Raw genomic sequence first — 17,079 nt, forward strand, 5'->3', positions numbered from 1 at the left:
AGAAAACAGGCTGAATCATTCAGCCTGTTTTTCTAATCAACGACTTCAATTTTTAAAGCCGTGCCTTGTAATGGATAAGATTCTCGAATTTTTCCATCTGTCCAAATCGCAACACTTTGACCTTTTTCAAAGTTTTTGCTGTCACTTCCCTCTGGTAAAGAGAGCCAGATTAATCCCAATTTTTTATCTTCTACTAAAATACTGCTGCTCTTGACTTCGTTCACTGTGCCTGTAATGTCAGGTTCCCCATTTACATTATTATTAGCTTCACCATTGACATTGCAGCCTGTGAGGACGATAAAAAGTAGAATGAAGGCAAAGAGTACGAATCTTTTCAAATTGCTCTACCTCCTATGGATTGGAGATGAACTATTCGCCGCTAAGCTGTTGAATCTGGTCGATGATGCTGGTGATATCTTGGACAGACTGAAACAGTTCGGTATTTTCAAGAATAGCAGGATCGAGAAGACCATCTTTGTAATTGTTCAACAATGTTTCAATTTCGGCTGTAATGACGCTGTTTTGCTCGATGATTTGCTGGTGAAGCTCTGCTGCAATATCAGGGGCTTGAATTTCACTAAAGGCTTGAGCGCTGTCCTGCATTTGTTGAAGCATGTTCTGGAGATCCTCAGCTGCTTGAATGTCACTAATCGCTTGCTGTGCAAGCGCAGGGGCATCACTGGCAAAATCAGTTGCGGTGGTTAAATAATCAGTTGCTTCATTAATATACGATATTGTATCCTGTGCATCATTAAGGAAAGAACATCCCCCAAGAAAAAATAAAATGCTCGCAGACAATACAATCAATAATTTCCTCAAATTAAAACCTCCGTTTTGTTTTGGCAAATTTGGAGTACTAAATGCTAGTGTTATATAAAGGATAACATAAAAGCAGAAAGCGTGCTAGGAAGCTTGGTTATGGTGGTGCCTGTCACCACTCGTGGACACTGTCCACCTGAGGCGGACAGTCATAAAGTTTTTGTAGGGGTGGTTTTGTGGAAGGAATTTGGAGATTCTTGTCGAATGGTATATTTTGAATGACCACTTTCTTTTGCTTTAGCAATTTCCCAAATTAAAATCTAATAAATAGGAGTGACCGCAATGGGTCGAAAACGCCGTGCTTGGTTTACTGGTGCGAAGTATCATATTACGAGTAGAGGTAATCGAAAATCTACATTGTTCTATGATGATGAAGACCGAATGAAGTATCTCAGCCTATTAAAAGAAACCATGGAACGCTGCTCTTTTACTCTTCACGCTTACTGTTTAATGACCAATCACACTCATCTCCAAATAGAAACCTCAGACACTTCTCCAGCCATAATCATGAGCACCCTCAACACAAAATACGCTAAATATTTTAATAAAAAGTATGACTATACCGGTCATGTATTTGAAAAACGCTATGGAGCTGAATTACTTGATTCCCTAGATTACGAATTCGATGTAAGTAAATATATCCATCTTAATCCACTGAAAGCAGGACTCATAAATGAGCTGGAAGACTATCCCTGGAGCAGTTACAACTCCTATGTTTATGGCGAAATAAGCCAGCTTGTTAACACCAAACATCTCCTTTCTTATTTTCCCTGCCCAGCATCCAAGCATTACGAGGAATACGTTAAGGCACCGCTAATGGACCTTTTTTTGCTCAATAACGGAAAAGTTATGATGATCCCTAGAAAAGAGGTAAATCCATGTGTGCAAAAGTAACCAGTATTGGATTAAAAGGAATGGAAGGATATCGTTTAAATGTTGAAGTGAAAACGTTTGTGGGCAATGATTCTATACGAATTGTTGGTCTTCCAGATGCTGCAGTAAAAGAATCCAAAGAGCGAATCCTCGCAGCACTGCGGTCATTAGGGTATACAGTAAATGGTCAGAAAATCATCATCAATCTTTCTCCCTCTGAACAAAAGAAAAGCGGGCCAATGTTTGACCTTCCTATGGCTATTGGTGTGCTAGTAAGTCTAAATGAGTTGGCCGCATCGATACCCGTAAATACTGGATTCATAGGAGCACTTTCTTTGGACGGAGCAATCGTGCCAGTGGAAGGGATGCTTCCTGCGGTCTTAGCCGCTAAACACTTAGGTATTAATCGGCTTTATATGCCCTATGATGAAAAACTTCCTCTCTTCAATTTTGAGGCGCTGGAAATTATCTATATATCTTCATTAATAGAACTAATAGGAAACCTAGAAGGAAAGGAAATTTCCAATTTTACTCCAAAAGTACAAGTTATAGATGTGGAAAATAATAACTTTATAGATTTTAATCAGGTTATCGGCCACAATGATACAAAAAGAGCATTGGAGGTGGCTGCCGCCGGCGGACATCATGTATTGATGACTGGACCGCCAGGGTGTGGGAAGAGTATGCTGGCAGAGAGCTTTCCGTCCATCTTGCCACAATTGTCTAAGGAAGCTCAACTAGAAATAATTGCATTACACCAATTGAGCGGGATCAACTATCCAAATGCCAAAACCCCTCCATTTCGAAATCCACATCATTCTGCATCGGGAATCTCCATTATAGGCGGTGGAACTTATCCCAAGCCTGGAGAGATTTCTTTAGCCCATAAAGGAGTCTTATTTCTTGATGAAATTGCAGAATTTCCAAAGAAGACACTTGATATGCTGCGGCAGCCATTTGAAAATGGCAAAATTACCATCAGCCGTACACATGCAACACTAACTTATCCTGCTTCCTTTATCTTAATTGGTGCCATGAATCCCTTTCCATGTGGATATGCTGGTTCCAATACACATTATTGTACTTGTACACCAAAGCAAATCATTGCTTACCAAAATAAAATTTCGGGTCCTCTTCGTGACCGATTTGATATACATCTCAGAATAAAACCTGTTGATCTAGATAGGGGCTCTGAAAATGCAGAATTATCTTCAAGGTTTATTCGTGGAAGGGTAGAGGCTGCAAGAAAAAGGCAATCTGAGCGGTATGGAAGAGAACTATGCAATAGTAGAGTCAGCTATGATGAAATGCAAAATACAAGCCCATTAACTCAAGATCAAAAAAAAATAATCCACCAACTTGCTGCTGAAGAAAATTGGAGTAACCGTACCCAAATAAAGATTATCCGGCTTGCACGAACCATATCCGACCTAGAAGGGGACTCTTCTATAACGGAGGAAAGTATTTGGAAAGCTGCAAACCTTCGTTAAGGGTTTCATCATTAAGGTGACAGGCACCGCTCGTGGACACTTTCCACCTCAGGCGGACACCGCAGCTGTAAAAAAGCCACTACCATTTCTTCAGGCAGTGGCTTTGTAAATATTTTACACTGTATTTTTTTGCAGGGCTCCTTGTTCATAGGTGATTACTTTTTTTAGAAGGTTGGCCATTTTTTCTAGGTCTGCCTTTCGATAGTGGTCGATGCAGGCAATTTGAATCCAGTTTCGACACTGTAAATAATCACTTTCGTAGTGCAGCTGGTAGCCATGATTGTAGAGAATGTCACCAATCATGACAGAAGAAATGGGACTTGGAACCTCTATTGTGAGAATGATGGGTGAGCTGTTTTTCTCACTGATAATGGTAAAACCAGCTTGCTTTAGCTGCTCCTTTAGAAAAGTGTGAGTGTCCACCACTTTTTCAAAGGTTTCTAGATTGATATCTTCTAATGCTGCCAAAAGAGCCTCTAAAAGGTTGGACGATTGTGAGAAAGGAATACTGTCCTTTACCATGTATGTTCCTAAATCAAGATATTTTGGTAATCGCACTGATGGTTTTACCTCGTGGTGGTGGAAAACAAACGAAAGACCTGTTAATGCACGGATTGCTTTTCCGCTAACACCAGTAGCCAGGAACACTCCATCTAAATCTATATTTATTGCCCCTAAAGAGCTAATACAATCAAGGCAAAGCTTGAGCTGATTCTGTTCAGAAATATCCTTCAGCATATCAAGATCATTGAGCATACCAGAAGAAGTTTCACTGTGAACAGCCCATATCCAACTGGTATCTTTCGAAATTTCACCAATAATCTCATCACGTGTGAAGGCCTGTCCCCAGTCTTTTTGAAGCAAATCGAATGGAAGTCCAAATCTTCTGGCTTGTTCAACTAAACGGCTGCCAAACTCACCGTTAGCTAAGATTAGCCCCCGTCCTGTTTCTAAGGATAGCTGCCCAGCCACCACATCATTCGCAAGGGTACCCGAACCTAGGAAAATATGAACATGTTTACTGTTAACTAATTGGCTGAGAATACGTTTGGCCTTCCCCAGTTTTTCCTTATACAAATCTGACCGATGAGAAATGGGCATTGTGCTTAATGCGGTCATGACCTTATCAGAAATTTGGACAGGTCCTGGCAAAAATGGGATTGCAGGCGGTAGAATTCTTCCTGCAATCGATTCGTCAAAGGTTTTCTTTGTTAGATACATAGGTTGAAAGAGTGCTTCATCAGTGCCGGTTAATTGAGCAAAAGGCTGAAAGCCCATCTGACCGTATAGCTTTAGTTGACGGACTGTTCCAGAAATAAAAGCAATATCATACCCTTTTTTCAGGCAATATTTTATCAAAAACTGCATGAGTCCTAAAAAGACTCGTCCATTTCGATATTCTTTTTTGACAGATAAAAGTCTAACTTCACAGGGTGAATGGACTGGAAAGGATAGCGATTGCTCAACAGGGCCAATTTTTCGATCAAGTGAAAAGGGACGGTTAGCACGAATCGCACTCATTCCAATCACTTCATTATCTTTTACACAGATGATATATGTATTTTCAGCATGGAAGGCATCCACTAACTTTTGTTCCTCATTCTTTTCGTGCTGTGGAATTTCCTCTGAAAAGGTTTGATAGTTTAAGCGATGAATTTGTTCAAATTCATCAGCTGTGGTTGCAATTTTGAAAAAGAACTCGTGCTTACTCATTGGGTTTCAGCCTTTCCTTAAGATTTTCTGCATGTGCTGCGTAAAGCATAACGATTATACCTAATGCTATTGTGCAACTTAGCCAATCATTATTTTTTAGAAAAAGTACTACTGGGATAAAAAGAAATGCTCCCAAACCAGCAATGGTAAAGCTTTTCTTAAAAGTATAGAGGATGGAAAATCCTAGAATAATTACCGGGACAAGAATTGGGTCAAAGGTGATGATGCCGCCAATGAAAGTTGAAATCCCTTTTCCTCCCTTAAACTTTAGGGTAATGGGCTTTATATGACCCAAGATAGCTAGGGCAAGCCCCAATAGTTGCACAGTTTCAGAGAATTGCAGGTAACGTGCAGCTAGAATAACGAGGACACCTTTTAAAGCGTCTCCGAGGAAAATCAACACAAAGGCTGTTTTACCGTGTTGGCGGCCAGCATTCCGCGCACCGACATTACCGCTTCCTTGAACACGAATATCCTTACGGTAGAATATTTTAGTAATCAAAAAGCCAAACATAATACTACCTATTAAATAGGAAAGTATAAAATATAACCAAATCATATGGAACACAACCTTTGTGATTTCTATGCAATCCATAGGTAAAATGAATTTATTTCCATTATATAATGTTTCCTAAATTATTCACATATACTTTGTAAAAACAACAGTCAAAAGTAAGGGGGAAGACAAAGAGAGAGGTCGCTTTTCTTACACTATAAGTTAAAAACATCCTCCAGTTGAGGATGTTTTCTTTAATCACCGCCGCCTCCGCCGGAGTCCCCTCCACCAGAATCACTGTCTGCGCTGAAGGCATGGTCGCTGTTATAGTCATTGTCATGACTATGGTAGGAGCCGCCACTGTTACTTCGGTTAGGAAAAATTAAAAACGCTAATATAATAGAAATAACACCAAAAAATACTTGATCAGCAAAAATCAAATATACTCCAAAGATGAAAATGAGGAAACCAATCAAACGTAAAATACCCCTCAGAAGACATTCCTCCTTTAAAGTTACAATTATTAATAGATATTAATTCCTATTGCATTTTATACATTTAATAAAGGAAAAAGGGATGCTAATTGCATCCCTCGGTGCCTGTCACCATTTATTCATTTTCCTACAATTATACATAGATTTATGCAACTGATATTATTCTTCTTCGTCTTTTTTCTGTTGTTTCTTTTGCTGTTCTTGTAGTGCGAGGATGATGTCTTGGACGTCAATTTTACCATCGTTGTTGAGGTCGGGGATGGTGTTTTCTGGCACTTGTGGCGGTGGTGGTGCTGACGGAGGTGTCTGCGGTACTCCCACAGCAGCAAGTGCAGGTCTATTTTTCGGTTTAAACGCAAAAGTGAATACTAATAGCAGAATGATTAATAAAGCTGCAACACCATCCACAATATAGAAAATGGTTCTATATTCAGTCCATAAAGTTTTACTGTCCCCAGCTCGTTGTTCAGCGTTTGTGATAAACTTCTTGATTTCGGAGTGGTTTGGATAGAGCCTCTGAACGGCTTCGAATTTTTCAAGGGCGTTTTTGTAATAGCCGCCCCAATATAATTCGAGCCCTTCTTTATAAAGCTTATCTGTATTGCTTGAAGAATTCTTTGTACCCGCTTGATTCGTAAATTCCTTTACGGTATTAACTGGAACGGAGAAGTTAAACCCTTGAACTTCTTGGCCATTTACGGTGTCGCCTCTAAAAGTAAGGAGTCCAATAATTTCCCCTTTTTCATTGATTACGGGTCCGCCGCTATTACCGTGCGTGGCAGCTGCATTTATTTGAATAACTGGACTTCCTTGCTCCGTTTTCTTATCTGTAGCAGAAATCTGTCCGGCATTCATTGAAGATACAAGAGAGGAATCTGGTGATAACAAATCAGAATCAGCAGCAGCTGGGTAGCCGCTCACCCAAATATTATCCTGATTTTGGATATTATCCGAATTTCCCAGCTTTAAGGTAGGAAGGTTTTTCCCTTCAATCTTAAGTACCGCTACATCTTTCCCTTCATTGACGGGTGCCCCATAACTTTTTACTTCCCCGTCAAGTATATCACCGCCTGGTAAAATGACTTTGATCACTTTCTGAACCGAGGTATACTGCGTATAAGTCAGCATATATTCATACGCCGTTTCATAATCTACCTGAAAATAATCTGCCATAATCGTAACAAGCTGATCAAACGCAGCATTGGCAATATCTTCATCTTCCATCTGAGCGGCTTCCACAACATGGGCATTTGTAACAACATACCCATCAGAGCTAATAATTGCCCCAGAGCCAGAGCCCCCTACAACAGTCTGGTAGTTTAATTGATTTAGGATGGCCATAACTTCTGGATCATTTGGATTATTAAACTGCCATCCGACTACAGAGTAGCCAAGAATCCGAACAACCGCTGGCTTCGTGTATTCCGCAAGCTTTTGAGCTTGAGAAATATTCGAAGAGCTTGGTTTAATACCCATTAAAACAAAAGAGGTAACAATTACCCCGATAAGTATCAAACTAAGCGGGATTGTAAAAAGGGCCCTTTTCATCAAGTAAATTCACCCTCTCTATAAAATTTGGAAATTCCATCTAATATATGCCCTCATTCAATCATTGAAACTTTGTACGATAAAATAAATAGTAATAATTCTATTCTGGTGCCTGTCACCGCTCGTGGACACTTTCCACCTCAGGCGGACACTTTCTTTAAGTAGACATTAAAAAAGCCAGCAATTCGCTGGCCTGGCACTTTTGTATAAAATTTGCTTAGATGAAAAGTAAGAGGCTGAGCGCCATTACACCCATTCCTGCCATGAGTCCGTAGATGGATAGGTGGGTTTCATCATATCGTTTTGCGGCAGGCAATAACTCATCTAGTGAGATGAATACCATGATTCCTGCAACGGCAGCGAAGATAATTCCGAACATAACATCATTCAAGAAAGGCATTAAGAATAGGTAGGCGACAAGGGCACCAACTGGTTCAGATAAGCCAGATAAGAATGATAGTTTAAAAGCCTTTTTCTTATCACCAGTCGCGAAATAAACTGGTACAGAAACAGCGATACCTTCTGGAATATTATGGATTGCTATTGCAACAGCGATAGCTATACCAAGAGCAGGATCCTGTAAAGCTGAAGTAAAGGTAGCAATACCTTCAGGAAAGTTATGAATACCAATCGCAAGAGCTGTAAATGTTCCCATTTTTAATAGGTCAGGCTTCTTACCATCTATCGTACTAGGCTGATTCATATCCTCGACTGTTTTCAATTCGTGTGGGTTTGATTGTTTTGGGATAAATTTATCAATCGCAGCAATCAAAAGCATTCCGCCAAAAAATCCCCCAACTGTTAACCAATTCCCGGGTACAACACCTAAGGAATCCACAAGTGCTACTTTTGCCTTTACGAATATTTCAACCATCGATACGTAAATCATTACGCCGGCAGAAAATCCAAGGGTAACAGATAGAAATTTTGTATTGGTATGTGATGTGAAAAATGCGAGCAAACTTCCTATGCCTGTTGCAAGGCCAGCAAATAATGTCAGCCCAAAAGCTAATAGCAGATTCTCCGTCATAGTTTCTTCTCCTTTTATTAGAATTTGTATTTTGAAAGTTTAGAATAGTATTATATATGCGCGAATACAGAAATGTTTCCTATGAGAAACATTTTACACCTACTGAAACAAAAAAACATTAAAAATAACTGAAAAAATTAAAAAGTGTGAAAGTCCTAGGATTTCTCCCAAGGATTTTCACACTATTATTGTTATTAAAATTAGAATCCAGGACCGAAGCCGCTGCCAAACCCACCCATGCCTGGTCCATAACCAGATCCATAACCAGGTCCGTACATACCATAACCTGCTCCATACCCAGGGTAACCGCCTGGATAACCATATCCAGTTCCATAACCTGGACCATATCCGCCGCCATAACCATAACCAGGGTTATAACCGCCGCTAATACTTGAACCTAAATACCCTAATCCAAGGCCAAGCAGTCCAGCACCAACATTACCTAAATTGAAGCCGCCGCCATGATGACCGCCTCCGTGATGACCGCCTCCGTGATGACCACCGCCGTGATGACCGCCGCCATGGTGTCCACCACCTTGTTGTCCAAATCTCAAATCAACGGGCATTCCATATGGTTGATACATATTATCCATCGCACTCCTCTATCTACTAATTTTATAGGTTTACCATCATATCCTATGTATATCTGGGTATTCCTCTTGGACTAAAGCCTAGGTATAGTAAAACAGCAAGACTAGACGAAGAGGGAGTGTCCGCCTGGGGGTGGAAGTGTCCACCCTAGGTGGACAGTGTCCACGAGCGGTGCCTGTCACCAAAAATATCACCATAAAAATGCTAATAAAAATACGTCTTAGGTCTTAGGTTTGTTTACGTTTGTGGTCTATGGAAAGCAGGATATTTATGGTGTATTGTTGAAGTAATGAGAGATGCTTGGCTTTACTGAATTTTTGAATGGAATGAAACATTTTTGTTGTTTATTCGTATGTAAATAAAGGATTTTTAGTCAGGAGTCGATTAGGATGAATCGTTTTTTATCGTTTCTTGTTCAATGTATTGTGACTGTTCCATCTGCAACCATGATTTGGTTTTTAAGTTATTTTGCTTTTGATTTCACTTTTTGGATTTCTTCCGGTATTTCTTTAGCAGGAGGTGTCATCGTTTACAAGATAACCTCTGCAGTTATGACATCCCGATTTTTGAAAAAACAACAGCTCACCAGAAAAGAGTATCGTTATATAAAGAAAAACCTAGATGAAGCCAAGCAGAAGATTAATCGTCTAAACAAGTCGCTTTTCTCCATACGCGATCTATCTACCTTAAAGCAGAGAATTGATGTTCTCAGGATTACTCGGAAAATACAAAGCATGGCTCAAACAGAGCCGAAGCGCTTTTATAAGGCTGAGAAATTTTACTTTTCCCATTTAGATTCAGTTGTGGAGTTAACCGAGAAATATCGCTTTTTATCTCAGCAGCCTAAGAAGAGCCATGAAATAGATCTCTCTTTGTATGAAACGCGTCAAACTTTAAGTGACATAACTAAGGCTCTAGAAAAGGATCTCTATGATGTTGTTTCGGACGATGTAGATTCCTTGAATTTTGAAATTGATGTTGCCAAGCATTCCATCAAAAAGATTAATGATGATACGAAAATAATTGACGAAAGCAGGAGGCTAAAATGAGCGACAATAACTCACCACAGTTAAATAAAACTGGTAATTTGTTAGACGATATCCTAGCCAACCCGTTTGGTGAAAATCAAGAATTAACACCGCAAGCGCAAGCCTCACCACAGCTTCAAGAAGCAAAGCCAACTAAGCTAATAGATGTTATACCTGAAGAAAATCGGGCAAAGGCCTATCAGCTTGCAGAACAAATCGACCCAAGGAATCATCAGGCGATGATTACCTATGGAACACAAGCACAAGGGAAGCTATTAAGTTTTTCACATACGATGCTTGAGCATGTACAGAAAAAGGATATCGGCGAGGTGGGCGAAATCATCAGTGATTTAATGAAGAGACTTGATGAGGTTAATCCGGATGAACTAAAGGATGGAAAGCCATCCTTTTTCGGCCGTATGTTTGGGAAAATCTCAAATTCTCTTCAAGAAGTTTTGTCCAAATATCAAAAGACTGGTGCCCAGATTGACCGAATTAGTGTAAAGCTCGACCGCAGCAAAAACGTATTATTATCGGACATTAAATTATTGGAACAGCTATATGAAACAAATAAGGAATATTTTCATGCATTAAATGTGTATATTGCGGCAGGAGAAATAAAGCTGGAAGAACTGCATCAGAAAACAATTCCAGCGATGAAAAGGGCGGCAGAGGAAACCAGCGATCAAATGAAGTTCCAGGAAGTTAACGATATGATCCAGTTTGCAGACCGCTTGGATAAACGTTTATACGATTTGAAATTGAGTCGTGAGATTACGATTCAGAGTGCTCCACAAATCCGTCTGATTCAAAACACGAATCAAGCGCTTGTGGAAAAAATACAATCATCCATTATGACAGCCATTCCGCTTTGGAAAAACCAAGTGGCGATTGCACTAACGCTCATTCGTCAGCGTCATGCTGTTGAAGCACAGAAAAAGGTTTCACAGACTACAAACGAGCTGTTATTGAAAAACGCTGAGATGCTAAAAACGAATACCATTGAGACCGCAAAAGAAAATGAGCGCGGACTTGTTGATATTGAGACACTTAAAAAGACACAAGAAAACTTAATCACAACTCTTGAAGAAACCATGAGAATTCAAGAAGAAGGGCGCCACAAACGCCGTCTTGCTGAGCAAGAACTAGCAAACATGGAGAATGATTTAAGACTAAAGCTCTTGGAAATCAAAGGTAACTAACAAAAGAGTCAAGTTCCGTTTATGGAGCTTGACTCTTTTAAAATAGGTAAAGCAGCCTACAAAAACAACAAAGGAAAGTAGAAACATGCAGGACCTATGACTCTTTTTTATCTTTAAATTGTATCATATAGTTCTTATAAACACATAAATCGTACGAAACGGCAAAGCTATTGAAAAATGGTGACGCAAAACTATAGGGGCTAATGTTTAAAAACGATGCCAGCCAGTTACCGAACACGATCCTCTGCGATTTATGTAAATCAATTGAGGGGGTTTTTTTGTGTTGTTTAAAAATGTGTTATTACGAGGTAAATATTATTATCATCTATTTCAGTATCGACATATGGAAATGATGCAGAATGATTGCTTGTGTGAAGAACTTAAATGCGAATTAAAAGTGAAGTCCTTGTATCACAATAGTAAAGCGATTGAATTAGGTGCAAGAATATAAAAGTCTGGGATGATTCCAGACTTTTTTTGTGGATTAGTTGTGGATATGTTAATAGAAAGTGTGAGTAAATAACCAACAGGTGTGAATAAGTTTGTTTATAATGTGGATAATTTTATGATTTTTGTGTATAAGTTGAAAATAGTACTTTATCTACTTCTAATATGTGGATAAATTACTTATGTGTACTGCTATTTAGATCCTGTTAATAACTACTAGCATATGAAAAAGCATCGGAAAAATCTCCGATGCTTCCTTTCAGTTTAATGTGACATGGTTTTACTGTTATCATCCAGCCCGTCTTTTGTAACTTTCAAGGTTCCAACTGCCCCCTTGGTTGCGTGGTTAAACTGGTGTGTGACGATAGGGTAACTGCCTTCTTTTGTGACGGTGAATTCAACCACAGCACCCCCGCTTGCTGGCAGCATAACGGTTTGTAATCCTTTCATGAGGTTAAACGGGTTGCCATCTATATAAACATGATCAAAGACTGTCCCGACTATGTGGAAGCTGCTGACTTCATTAGGTCCCACATTGTTAATATAAATCCTAACTTTGTCTCCGACCTTTGCAAGAAGCGGAGTGTCGACAAGTGCACCCACACTGCCGTTTGTGTTAATATCTCCTTCTTTTAAGGCTTTGGCCGAAAATACCACCTGACTCGGAACTCCATTTGTAAAATCCTCTAAGTCATTGTATCTATACCATTCATTTTGAACGATGACAAATTCGCGATCAATTTCAGTATCAGTCGGATACCCGTTCTTCGGCTTGACAATAATGGTCCCGTGCATTCCGTTAGCGATATGTGCTAAAACTGGCTTTGTTCCACAATGGTACATGAAAACTCCTGGATTATTAGCCGGATAGGTAAAGCTGCCAGTTTCGTTAGGCATGACATCTATAAAATCCTGAGATGGGGAAGCGTGGACTGCATGAAAGTCCATGCTGTGAGGGATCGAAGGATCCATGTTTTTCAATGTGAAATTAATTTTGTCTCCTTCATTTACAACGATTACTGGACCTGGAGCTTCACCGTTAAATGTCCATGCTTTGTATAAATTGTCTTTGGTAATTTCGACATCGGTAATTTGTGCAGTCATTTCAATATTAACTTCATGTTCTCCAACACGTTCTATGTTGAGTGGAATTGGTTTTTGGTTGAGATCTTTATGAGGTACAATTACTTGTGAGGATGTATTAGCTTTGGCTACTTTTGCAGACTGTTGATCATTGGAAGAATTGGCAGAATTACAAGCACTTAAAACCATAACAGAAGTGACAATAACACTTACAACCGTAAAGAACTTTTTCATTGGATTCTACCCCTTTAGTATTAAAGTGATTACACTTTCATTGTAAAATTTGTAAGAAATATCCTAGTGATACAAATCACTCATTTTTCTGAATATAGTGAACACTTTGTGAAATGTTGAGCATTTACTAACATTGATAAGTTAATTAAGTAAAATAAGTAGTTAATAAAAGCTTCTTCTAAGAAAAAATATCTAGGAGGTATTGACCGATGTTAGTTGAATTTATTGCCGTTACGGCTGAGGACGCAAAATTAATTGAAAAATCGGGAGCAGATAGAATTGAACTGGTTTCAGGCTTAACTGAAGGAGGATTAACACCAAGTTACGGGTTAATCGAAAAAGTGGTTGCGAGTGTAAACATTCCGGTCAATGTTATGGTTAGGCCGCATGCGCAATCATTTTGTTATTCAGAATACGACATTGAGATTATGAAAAATGATATCAATGTCATTCGATCCTTAGGGGCAAATGGTGTTGTACTTGGAGTGCTTGATAATCAAGGGAATGTCGATTTCAAGCAGCTTGAAGAGCTGCTAAGTGAAGTAGGTACAATGGATGTAACCTTTCACCGTGCAATCGACAATACCAATAATATCGTCGAGGCAGCTGGAAAATTGGATCCATATAAAGAAATTAAAACTATCTTAACTTCTGGGGGGCACGGGGACTGGCAATTCCGCATCGAAACTCTTAAACAAATGAAGGAACGTTGTAAAGAAACTGATATCCTAATTGGCAGCGGGCTGACAAAACATAATATCAGAGCTGTCCATGAGCAGGTTGGAACGGGTTTCTACCACTTAGGTACTGCAATCAGAGAAGATAACAACCCTCTTAAAAGAGTATCCTTAAAAAAAGCAGCCGATATCATTCATACATTGAAATAAATGGGTATATTAAAAATAACCTAATAGTTGGAGGCAGCAATGGAAAAAGAGAAGGATCAAACAAGCGAGGGACTCAACCAAATCTTCGAAATCATCAACGCCAAAGGTGACACAGGAGAACTAAAGCAAATCATCAAAAAAAATGGTACGATAGACAATTCCGAAGAAGAAAAATAGGTGCCACTTATTGGGTGACATCAATGGGTGACAGGCACCGCCCGTGGACACTGTCCACCTCAGGCGGACACTTCCACCCCTCAAATAGGCAGCCGGACCCAAAAATGTCCTCAAACTATGATTCAGTTTGAGGACTTTTCAGGTTTAGTACATATCACATAGTTCTTTGTAGTTGCAGCGGCCGCATTTTTTGATGGTGTTGGTTTTGGGGAATTGGTTGAGTTCTAAAGGCTGGTTGGTGATGATATCATCTAAATAGCGCTGCATTTGTACTACGCTCATTCCAAAGAGTTCATGAACCTTTTCGAGATCGACGTCTGTTAATTGATAGGTTTTGTTTGTCCCGGTTAACAGGTATTCATTTCGGACAACAATTTCTTCTATGGATTTCACCTTTAACACCCTTTGTAAATAAAGGGCATACAGTGCTAACTGATGTCTGTCCTCGAAGGATTCTTTTCCGGTTTTCCAGTCAACAATAATCCATTTTCCTTCATTCCTATCACGATACAAAAAGTCCATGACGATAAAGATTTTCACCCCGTCAATAAACATAAAACGAAAACGCTCTGCTTCCACAAATTGCATATTACTATTCTCTTTCACATCAGTGAAGGTTTTACTCTTTAAAAAATTCCCCATACTGACGTTTAATCGTCTCTGGATTTCATCCACTTTATCCTGCGGCAGCTCACCATTATAGTAAATCTCATGAAGCATTTGAAAGTGGTTCGGTCTTTCACTCCACATTTGTGCTCGGCCCTTAGAGTCCTTAAAGGCAGCGTTCAGCGTGCTCCGCAGGCGTTGAATTAATTCTGCTTCAGGTGGAATAAACCCTGTTTTTAGATAGTTTCCAATCACAGAAAGAATGAGGTCATGGACAGCACTTCCAAATAGGATCTCTAGATTTGTCATTTTCTTAAATCGATAAGCATCTTTCGCGAGAATATTCGAGTCCCGCAGCCAGCCATTGTGACTGATGTAATATTCATACGCATATTTTCTCGGGCATTCCATCAGTGCTTTATGGCGTGATAGAGACCAGGAAAACTCAGGATAGGGCTTTATTTCAAACATAGCGGAAATCCCCTTTTTATAGATATTACTCAATTATACGATTACCCATTAAATTCTTAACTGGTAAATCTTATAAAGAGCATTCCCGTTCAAGGAATGCTCTTTAGTGTAATTATTGTTTTACAAATTGCTGGTTTAAGTAAGTGTAGGTTTCTGACTGACCTTGATCGCCAAGCAGCTTCAGTGTATTATCGACTAATTTCGCATCAGACATCCCTTTAACGGCCAAGTCAGGACGGAGAACTACACTTCCATTTTCAGAAATGGGACTGTATACCCAGACAAACGATTCAAACGTTTGACTAAGTGCCATGAAAATAACTTCCGCTGTGCCATTAGCATCAAAATCATAGAGTGCGTGATAAAGAGAAAAACCCTCCTTTAATACACCCTTTGCATCAAACGGTGAAGTCTCTGAATCCATTACTAAATCAAAAGGTGTTTCTATATTTTGGCTGTCTGTTAATACGAGGCTCTTTCCTCCGAGCGGATTTCCTTTTGCAAAGGAAACTTTCTGCTCCTTTCCGGCTGCAGTGAAAACAACCGGTTTTTCACCAGCCCATTTTTTAAAAGGCTCAAGGCTTACTTCCTGCTCCGTTGTTTCTGCAGGCACCGCTGCTGCAGGTTTACTTGCTTTAGAAACAGTGACCTTTTTATCTCCAAGGAGGTCATAGCCTAGGAATAAACCGCCGCCAATCCCCAGCGTTAACAATAGGATAGCCAGCTGAAGGCCATACTTATTAAACAATTTAAACACAGGGGTTGCTGTTTCACTTTTTACTTCTTTTACTATTTTTCTGAAACTGCTAGAAGGGATACTTTGTAATTCTATTCGTGCCTTTTTCTTCTTCCAAACCGACCTTGGATGTGTTTTTAAATAATTCTTGAGTCCTCGGTGATAGTGATGGTCAAGCCGAAGGTTGTTGGCTGTCCATTTTATAAACGATAACATGACCCCCTCACCAGCATGTTTGCTTATATAGGCAAACAGCTGTGGGTAATGAAAACTGCCTTCCTCATTATCAAATGCAGCCATTACATGTTGAAAATATTTGTAAGAAAGGTGATTTCGCAGCAGACTTTTTAATACCTCTCTAAGTTCTTCCCTGTTAGATAGAGGTAACTGCTTAAGAACAATCGCCACCGAAACCACTGATGAACTGAAAATTTCTACAAGAACCATCATCATCCTGTACTTGCTTTTGATTCGACTATCCTTAAGGTCTTTCACGTTAACTCCTCCAGCTGTTAAGGTACCAAATGATTCAATATCGCCGAGCGTAATCGTCTGCAAATCAATTTCATCTAATATGGCAATGACACAATAGAGGACCATTTTTTCCTTTAATTTAGTAAAATCAACTTCAGGGTTTGTCACGTTAAATTCATTAACCAGTTGTGATGCTTTAAAAATATCCGTGGAATCGCCAACTGCATAGGCGGTTTTTTGAATTGCAAGGATCTGAAAACAACGATTCTTAAGTAAAAATGGGGTGGTTTCAAGTAGTTTATTAATCTCGTTTAAAATGTCTTCGACAGTAGTTTGGTTGAATTTTTTTTCAAGATAGGGCTTCAATAAAGCTGTGTAATCTTGGTGCTGACTCAAAAACTCCATCACTTGTTTGTAGGCAAGATCATGGTCCTCAATTATCTTCCAAAACTCGTGAAGGTCTGGATGTTTCTGGTAATGCTCAAGGGCGTTCACAATAAAGGCAAGCTCTACATCCTTAAGGTCCATCTGGTCTAATGCTTCAAGCAAAGTGCTAATAAATTCAATTACAAATCTTTTATTATTTTTCTCATAGAAACCACTAAATCCGCCGTTTTCTAGTGTATAAGCTTGCTGCTCAAATTTCATTCCACTCACTGTTCCGGTCTCCTTTGTCAGTT

At 39.5% G+C, this 17,079-nt stretch carries 18 protein-coding genes and 1 riboswitch; of the genes, 7 read left to right on the top strand and 11 right to left on the bottom strand.

Translation table 11 applies throughout. From position 1 onward, the window contains the following. Positions 1–32 precede the first annotated feature (32 nt). Both H0184_RS10510 and H0184_RS10515 read right to left on the bottom strand, forming a co-directional pair. The gene (locus tag H0184_RS10510; protein ID WP_221824156.1) at positions 33–338 is read right to left on the bottom strand and encodes a DUF3221 domain-containing protein; all 306 of its coding nucleotides are present in this window, start codon (positions 336–338) and stop codon (positions 33–35) included. Positions 339–369: 31 nt separating this feature from the next. Further along, a complete protein-coding gene (locus tag H0184_RS10515) occupies positions 370–819 on the bottom strand; it encodes a DUF6376 family protein (RefSeq protein ID WP_221824158.1) in 450 nt (149 codons plus the stop codon). A gap of 282 nt (positions 820–1,101) precedes the next feature. Between H0184_RS10515 and H0184_RS10520 the strand changes: the two genes are divergently transcribed. Both H0184_RS10520 and H0184_RS10525 read left to right on the top strand, forming a co-directional pair. Continuing rightward, entirely contained in the window at positions 1,102–1,713 is a 612-nt protein-coding gene (locus tag H0184_RS10520) for a transposase (protein WP_221824160.1), read from the top strand. Next, positions 1,698–3,182, top strand: a complete 1,485-nt coding sequence (locus tag H0184_RS10525) for a YifB family Mg chelatase-like AAA ATPase (RefSeq protein WP_221824162.1) — start codon at positions 1,698–1,700, stop codon at positions 3,180–3,182. Before H0184_RS10520 ends, H0184_RS10525 begins: the two co-directional genes overlap by 16 nt. A gap of 114 nt (positions 3,183–3,296) precedes the next feature. On the opposite strand, the gene H0184_RS10530 is transcribed toward H0184_RS10525, so the two are convergent. The 6 genes from H0184_RS10530 to H0184_RS10555 form a co-directional block, all read right to left on the bottom strand. Further along, on the bottom strand, positions 3,297–4,895 hold the full coding sequence (locus tag H0184_RS10530) for an aminotransferase class V-fold PLP-dependent enzyme (protein ID WP_221824164.1): 1,599 nt from the start codon (positions 4,893–4,895) through the stop codon (positions 3,297–3,299). Beyond that, positions 4,888–5,454: a glycerol-3-phosphate acyltransferase gene (locus H0184_RS10535; protein WP_221824166.1), complete on the bottom strand. Its 567-nt coding sequence runs from the start codon at positions 5,452–5,454 to the stop codon at positions 4,888–4,890. Before H0184_RS10535 ends, H0184_RS10530 begins: the two co-directional genes overlap by 8 nt. A gap of 191 nt (positions 5,455–5,645) precedes the next feature. Then, positions 5,646–5,867, bottom strand: coding sequence for a hypothetical protein (locus tag H0184_RS10540; protein WP_221824168.1), 222 nt, complete (start codon positions 5,865–5,867; stop codon positions 5,646–5,648). Between the two features lie 177 nt (positions 5,868–6,044). After that, positions 6,045–7,433, bottom strand: a complete 1,389-nt coding sequence (locus H0184_RS10545) for a S1C family serine protease (protein WP_221824433.1) — start codon at positions 7,431–7,433, stop codon at positions 6,045–6,047. A 217-nt stretch (positions 7,434–7,650) separates the two neighbouring features. Next, a complete protein-coding gene (gene zupT, locus H0184_RS10550) occupies positions 7,651–8,463 on the bottom strand; it encodes a zinc transporter ZupT (RefSeq protein ID WP_221824170.1) in 813 nt (270 codons plus the stop codon). 200 nt (positions 8,464–8,663) lie between these two features. Next, positions 8,664–9,056: a hypothetical protein gene (locus tag H0184_RS10555; RefSeq protein ID WP_221824172.1), complete on the bottom strand. Its 393-nt coding sequence runs from the start codon at positions 9,054–9,056 to the stop codon at positions 8,664–8,666. A gap of 387 nt (positions 9,057–9,443) precedes the next feature. Between H0184_RS10555 and H0184_RS10560 the strand changes: the two genes are divergently transcribed. The 3 genes from H0184_RS10560 to H0184_RS10570 all read left to right on the top strand — a co-directional run bounded on the left by H0184_RS10560 (position 9,444) and on the right by H0184_RS10570 (position 11,735). Beyond that, on the top strand, positions 9,444–10,103 hold the full coding sequence (locus H0184_RS10560) for a 5-bromo-4-chloroindolyl phosphate hydrolysis family protein (RefSeq protein WP_221824174.1): 660 nt from the start codon (positions 9,444–9,446) through the stop codon (positions 10,101–10,103). Then, positions 10,100–11,284: a toxic anion resistance protein gene (locus tag H0184_RS10565; protein WP_221824213.1), complete on the top strand. Its 1,185-nt coding sequence runs from the start codon at positions 10,100–10,102 to the stop codon at positions 11,282–11,284. Before H0184_RS10560 ends, H0184_RS10565 begins: the two co-directional genes overlap by 4 nt. A 150-nt stretch (positions 11,285–11,434) precedes the next feature. Further along, positions 11,435–11,519: riboswitch (cyclic di-GMP riboswitch) on the top strand. 45 nt (positions 11,520–11,564) lie between these two features. After that, positions 11,565–11,735, top strand: a complete 171-nt coding sequence (locus H0184_RS10570; protein ID WP_221824215.1) for a hypothetical protein — start codon at positions 11,565–11,567, stop codon at positions 11,733–11,735. A 260-nt stretch (positions 11,736–11,995) separates the two neighbouring features. Here the strand turns inward: H0184_RS10570 and H0184_RS10575 are convergent, their stop codons facing one another. Beyond that, positions 11,996–13,048, bottom strand: a complete 1,053-nt coding sequence (locus H0184_RS10575) for a multicopper oxidase domain-containing protein (protein WP_221824217.1) — start codon at positions 13,046–13,048, stop codon at positions 11,996–11,998. A 209-nt stretch (positions 13,049–13,257) separates the two neighbouring features. Here H0184_RS10575 and H0184_RS10580 point away from each other — a divergent pair, with 209 nt between their 5' ends. Next, positions 13,258–13,935: a copper homeostasis protein CutC gene (locus H0184_RS10580; protein WP_221824219.1), complete on the top strand. Its 678-nt coding sequence runs from the start codon at positions 13,258–13,260 to the stop codon at positions 13,933–13,935. Positions 13,936–13,974: 39 nt separating this feature from the next. Beyond that, positions 13,975–14,112 (top strand): hypothetical protein, encoded by a 138-nt coding sequence (locus tag H0184_RS10585; protein ID WP_221824221.1) that lies wholly within the window; start codon positions 13,975–13,977, stop codon positions 14,110–14,112. 144 nt (positions 14,113–14,256) lie between these two features. Here H0184_RS10585 and H0184_RS10590 read toward each other — a convergent pair whose 3' ends face one another. Both H0184_RS10590 and H0184_RS10595 read right to left on the bottom strand, forming a co-directional pair. Further along, a complete protein-coding gene (locus H0184_RS10590; RefSeq protein WP_221824223.1) occupies positions 14,257–15,189 on the bottom strand; it encodes a RecB family exonuclease in 933 nt (310 codons plus the stop codon). Between the two features lie 112 nt (positions 15,190–15,301). Beyond that, positions 15,302–17,056, bottom strand: a complete 1,755-nt coding sequence (locus tag H0184_RS10595) for a hypothetical protein (protein WP_221824225.1) — start codon at positions 17,054–17,056, stop codon at positions 15,302–15,304. Between the last annotated feature and the right edge of the window lie 23 nt (positions 17,057–17,079).

Source organism: Neobacillus niacini, assembly GCF_019749295.1.
GTDB lineage: Bacteria > Bacillota > Bacilli > Bacillales > Cytobacillaceae > Neobacillus > Neobacillus niacini_D.

Excerpts from the sequence above, each read along its gene's own strand:
- H0184_RS10520 (WP_221824160.1), top strand. The coding sequence starts at position 1,102 with ATGGGTCGAAAACGCCGTGCTTGGTTTACTGGTGCGAAGTATCATATT.
- H0184_RS10525 (WP_221824162.1), top strand. The coding sequence starts at position 1,698 with ATGTGTGCAAAAGTAACCAGTATTGGATTAAAAGGAATGGAAGGATAT.
- H0184_RS10530 (WP_221824164.1), bottom strand. The coding sequence starts at position 4,895 with ATGAGTAAGCACGAGTTCTTTTTCAAAATTGCAACCACAGCTGATGAA.
- H0184_RS10535 (WP_221824166.1), bottom strand. The coding sequence starts at position 5,454 with ATGATTTGGTTATATTTTATACTTTCCTATTTAATAGGTAGTATTATG.
- H0184_RS10545 (WP_221824433.1), bottom strand. The coding sequence starts at position 7,433 with ATGAAAAGGGCCCTTTTTACAATCCCGCTTAGTTTGATACTTATCGGG.
- zupT (WP_221824170.1), bottom strand. The coding sequence starts at position 8,463 with ATGACGGAGAATCTGCTATTAGCTTTTGGGCTGACATTATTTGCTGGC.
- H0184_RS10555 (WP_221824172.1), bottom strand. The coding sequence starts at position 9,056 with ATGGATAATATGTATCAACCATATGGAATGCCCGTTGATTTGAGATTT.
- H0184_RS10560 (WP_221824174.1), top strand. The coding sequence starts at position 9,444 with ATGAATCGTTTTTTATCGTTTCTTGTTCAATGTATTGTGACTGTTCCA.
- H0184_RS10565 (WP_221824213.1), top strand. The coding sequence starts at position 10,100 with ATGAGCGACAATAACTCACCACAGTTAAATAAAACTGGTAATTTGTTA.
- H0184_RS10575 (WP_221824217.1), bottom strand. The coding sequence starts at position 13,048 with ATGAAAAAGTTCTTTACGGTTGTAAGTGTTATTGTCACTTCTGTTATG.
- H0184_RS10580 (WP_221824219.1), top strand. The coding sequence starts at position 13,258 with ATGTTAGTTGAATTTATTGCCGTTACGGCTGAGGACGCAAAATTAATT.
- H0184_RS10585 (WP_221824221.1), top strand. The coding sequence starts at position 13,975 with ATGGAAAAAGAGAAGGATCAAACAAGCGAGGGACTCAACCAAATCTTC.
- H0184_RS10590 (WP_221824223.1), bottom strand. The coding sequence starts at position 15,189 with ATGTTTGAAATAAAGCCCTATCCTGAGTTTTCCTGGTCTCTATCACGC.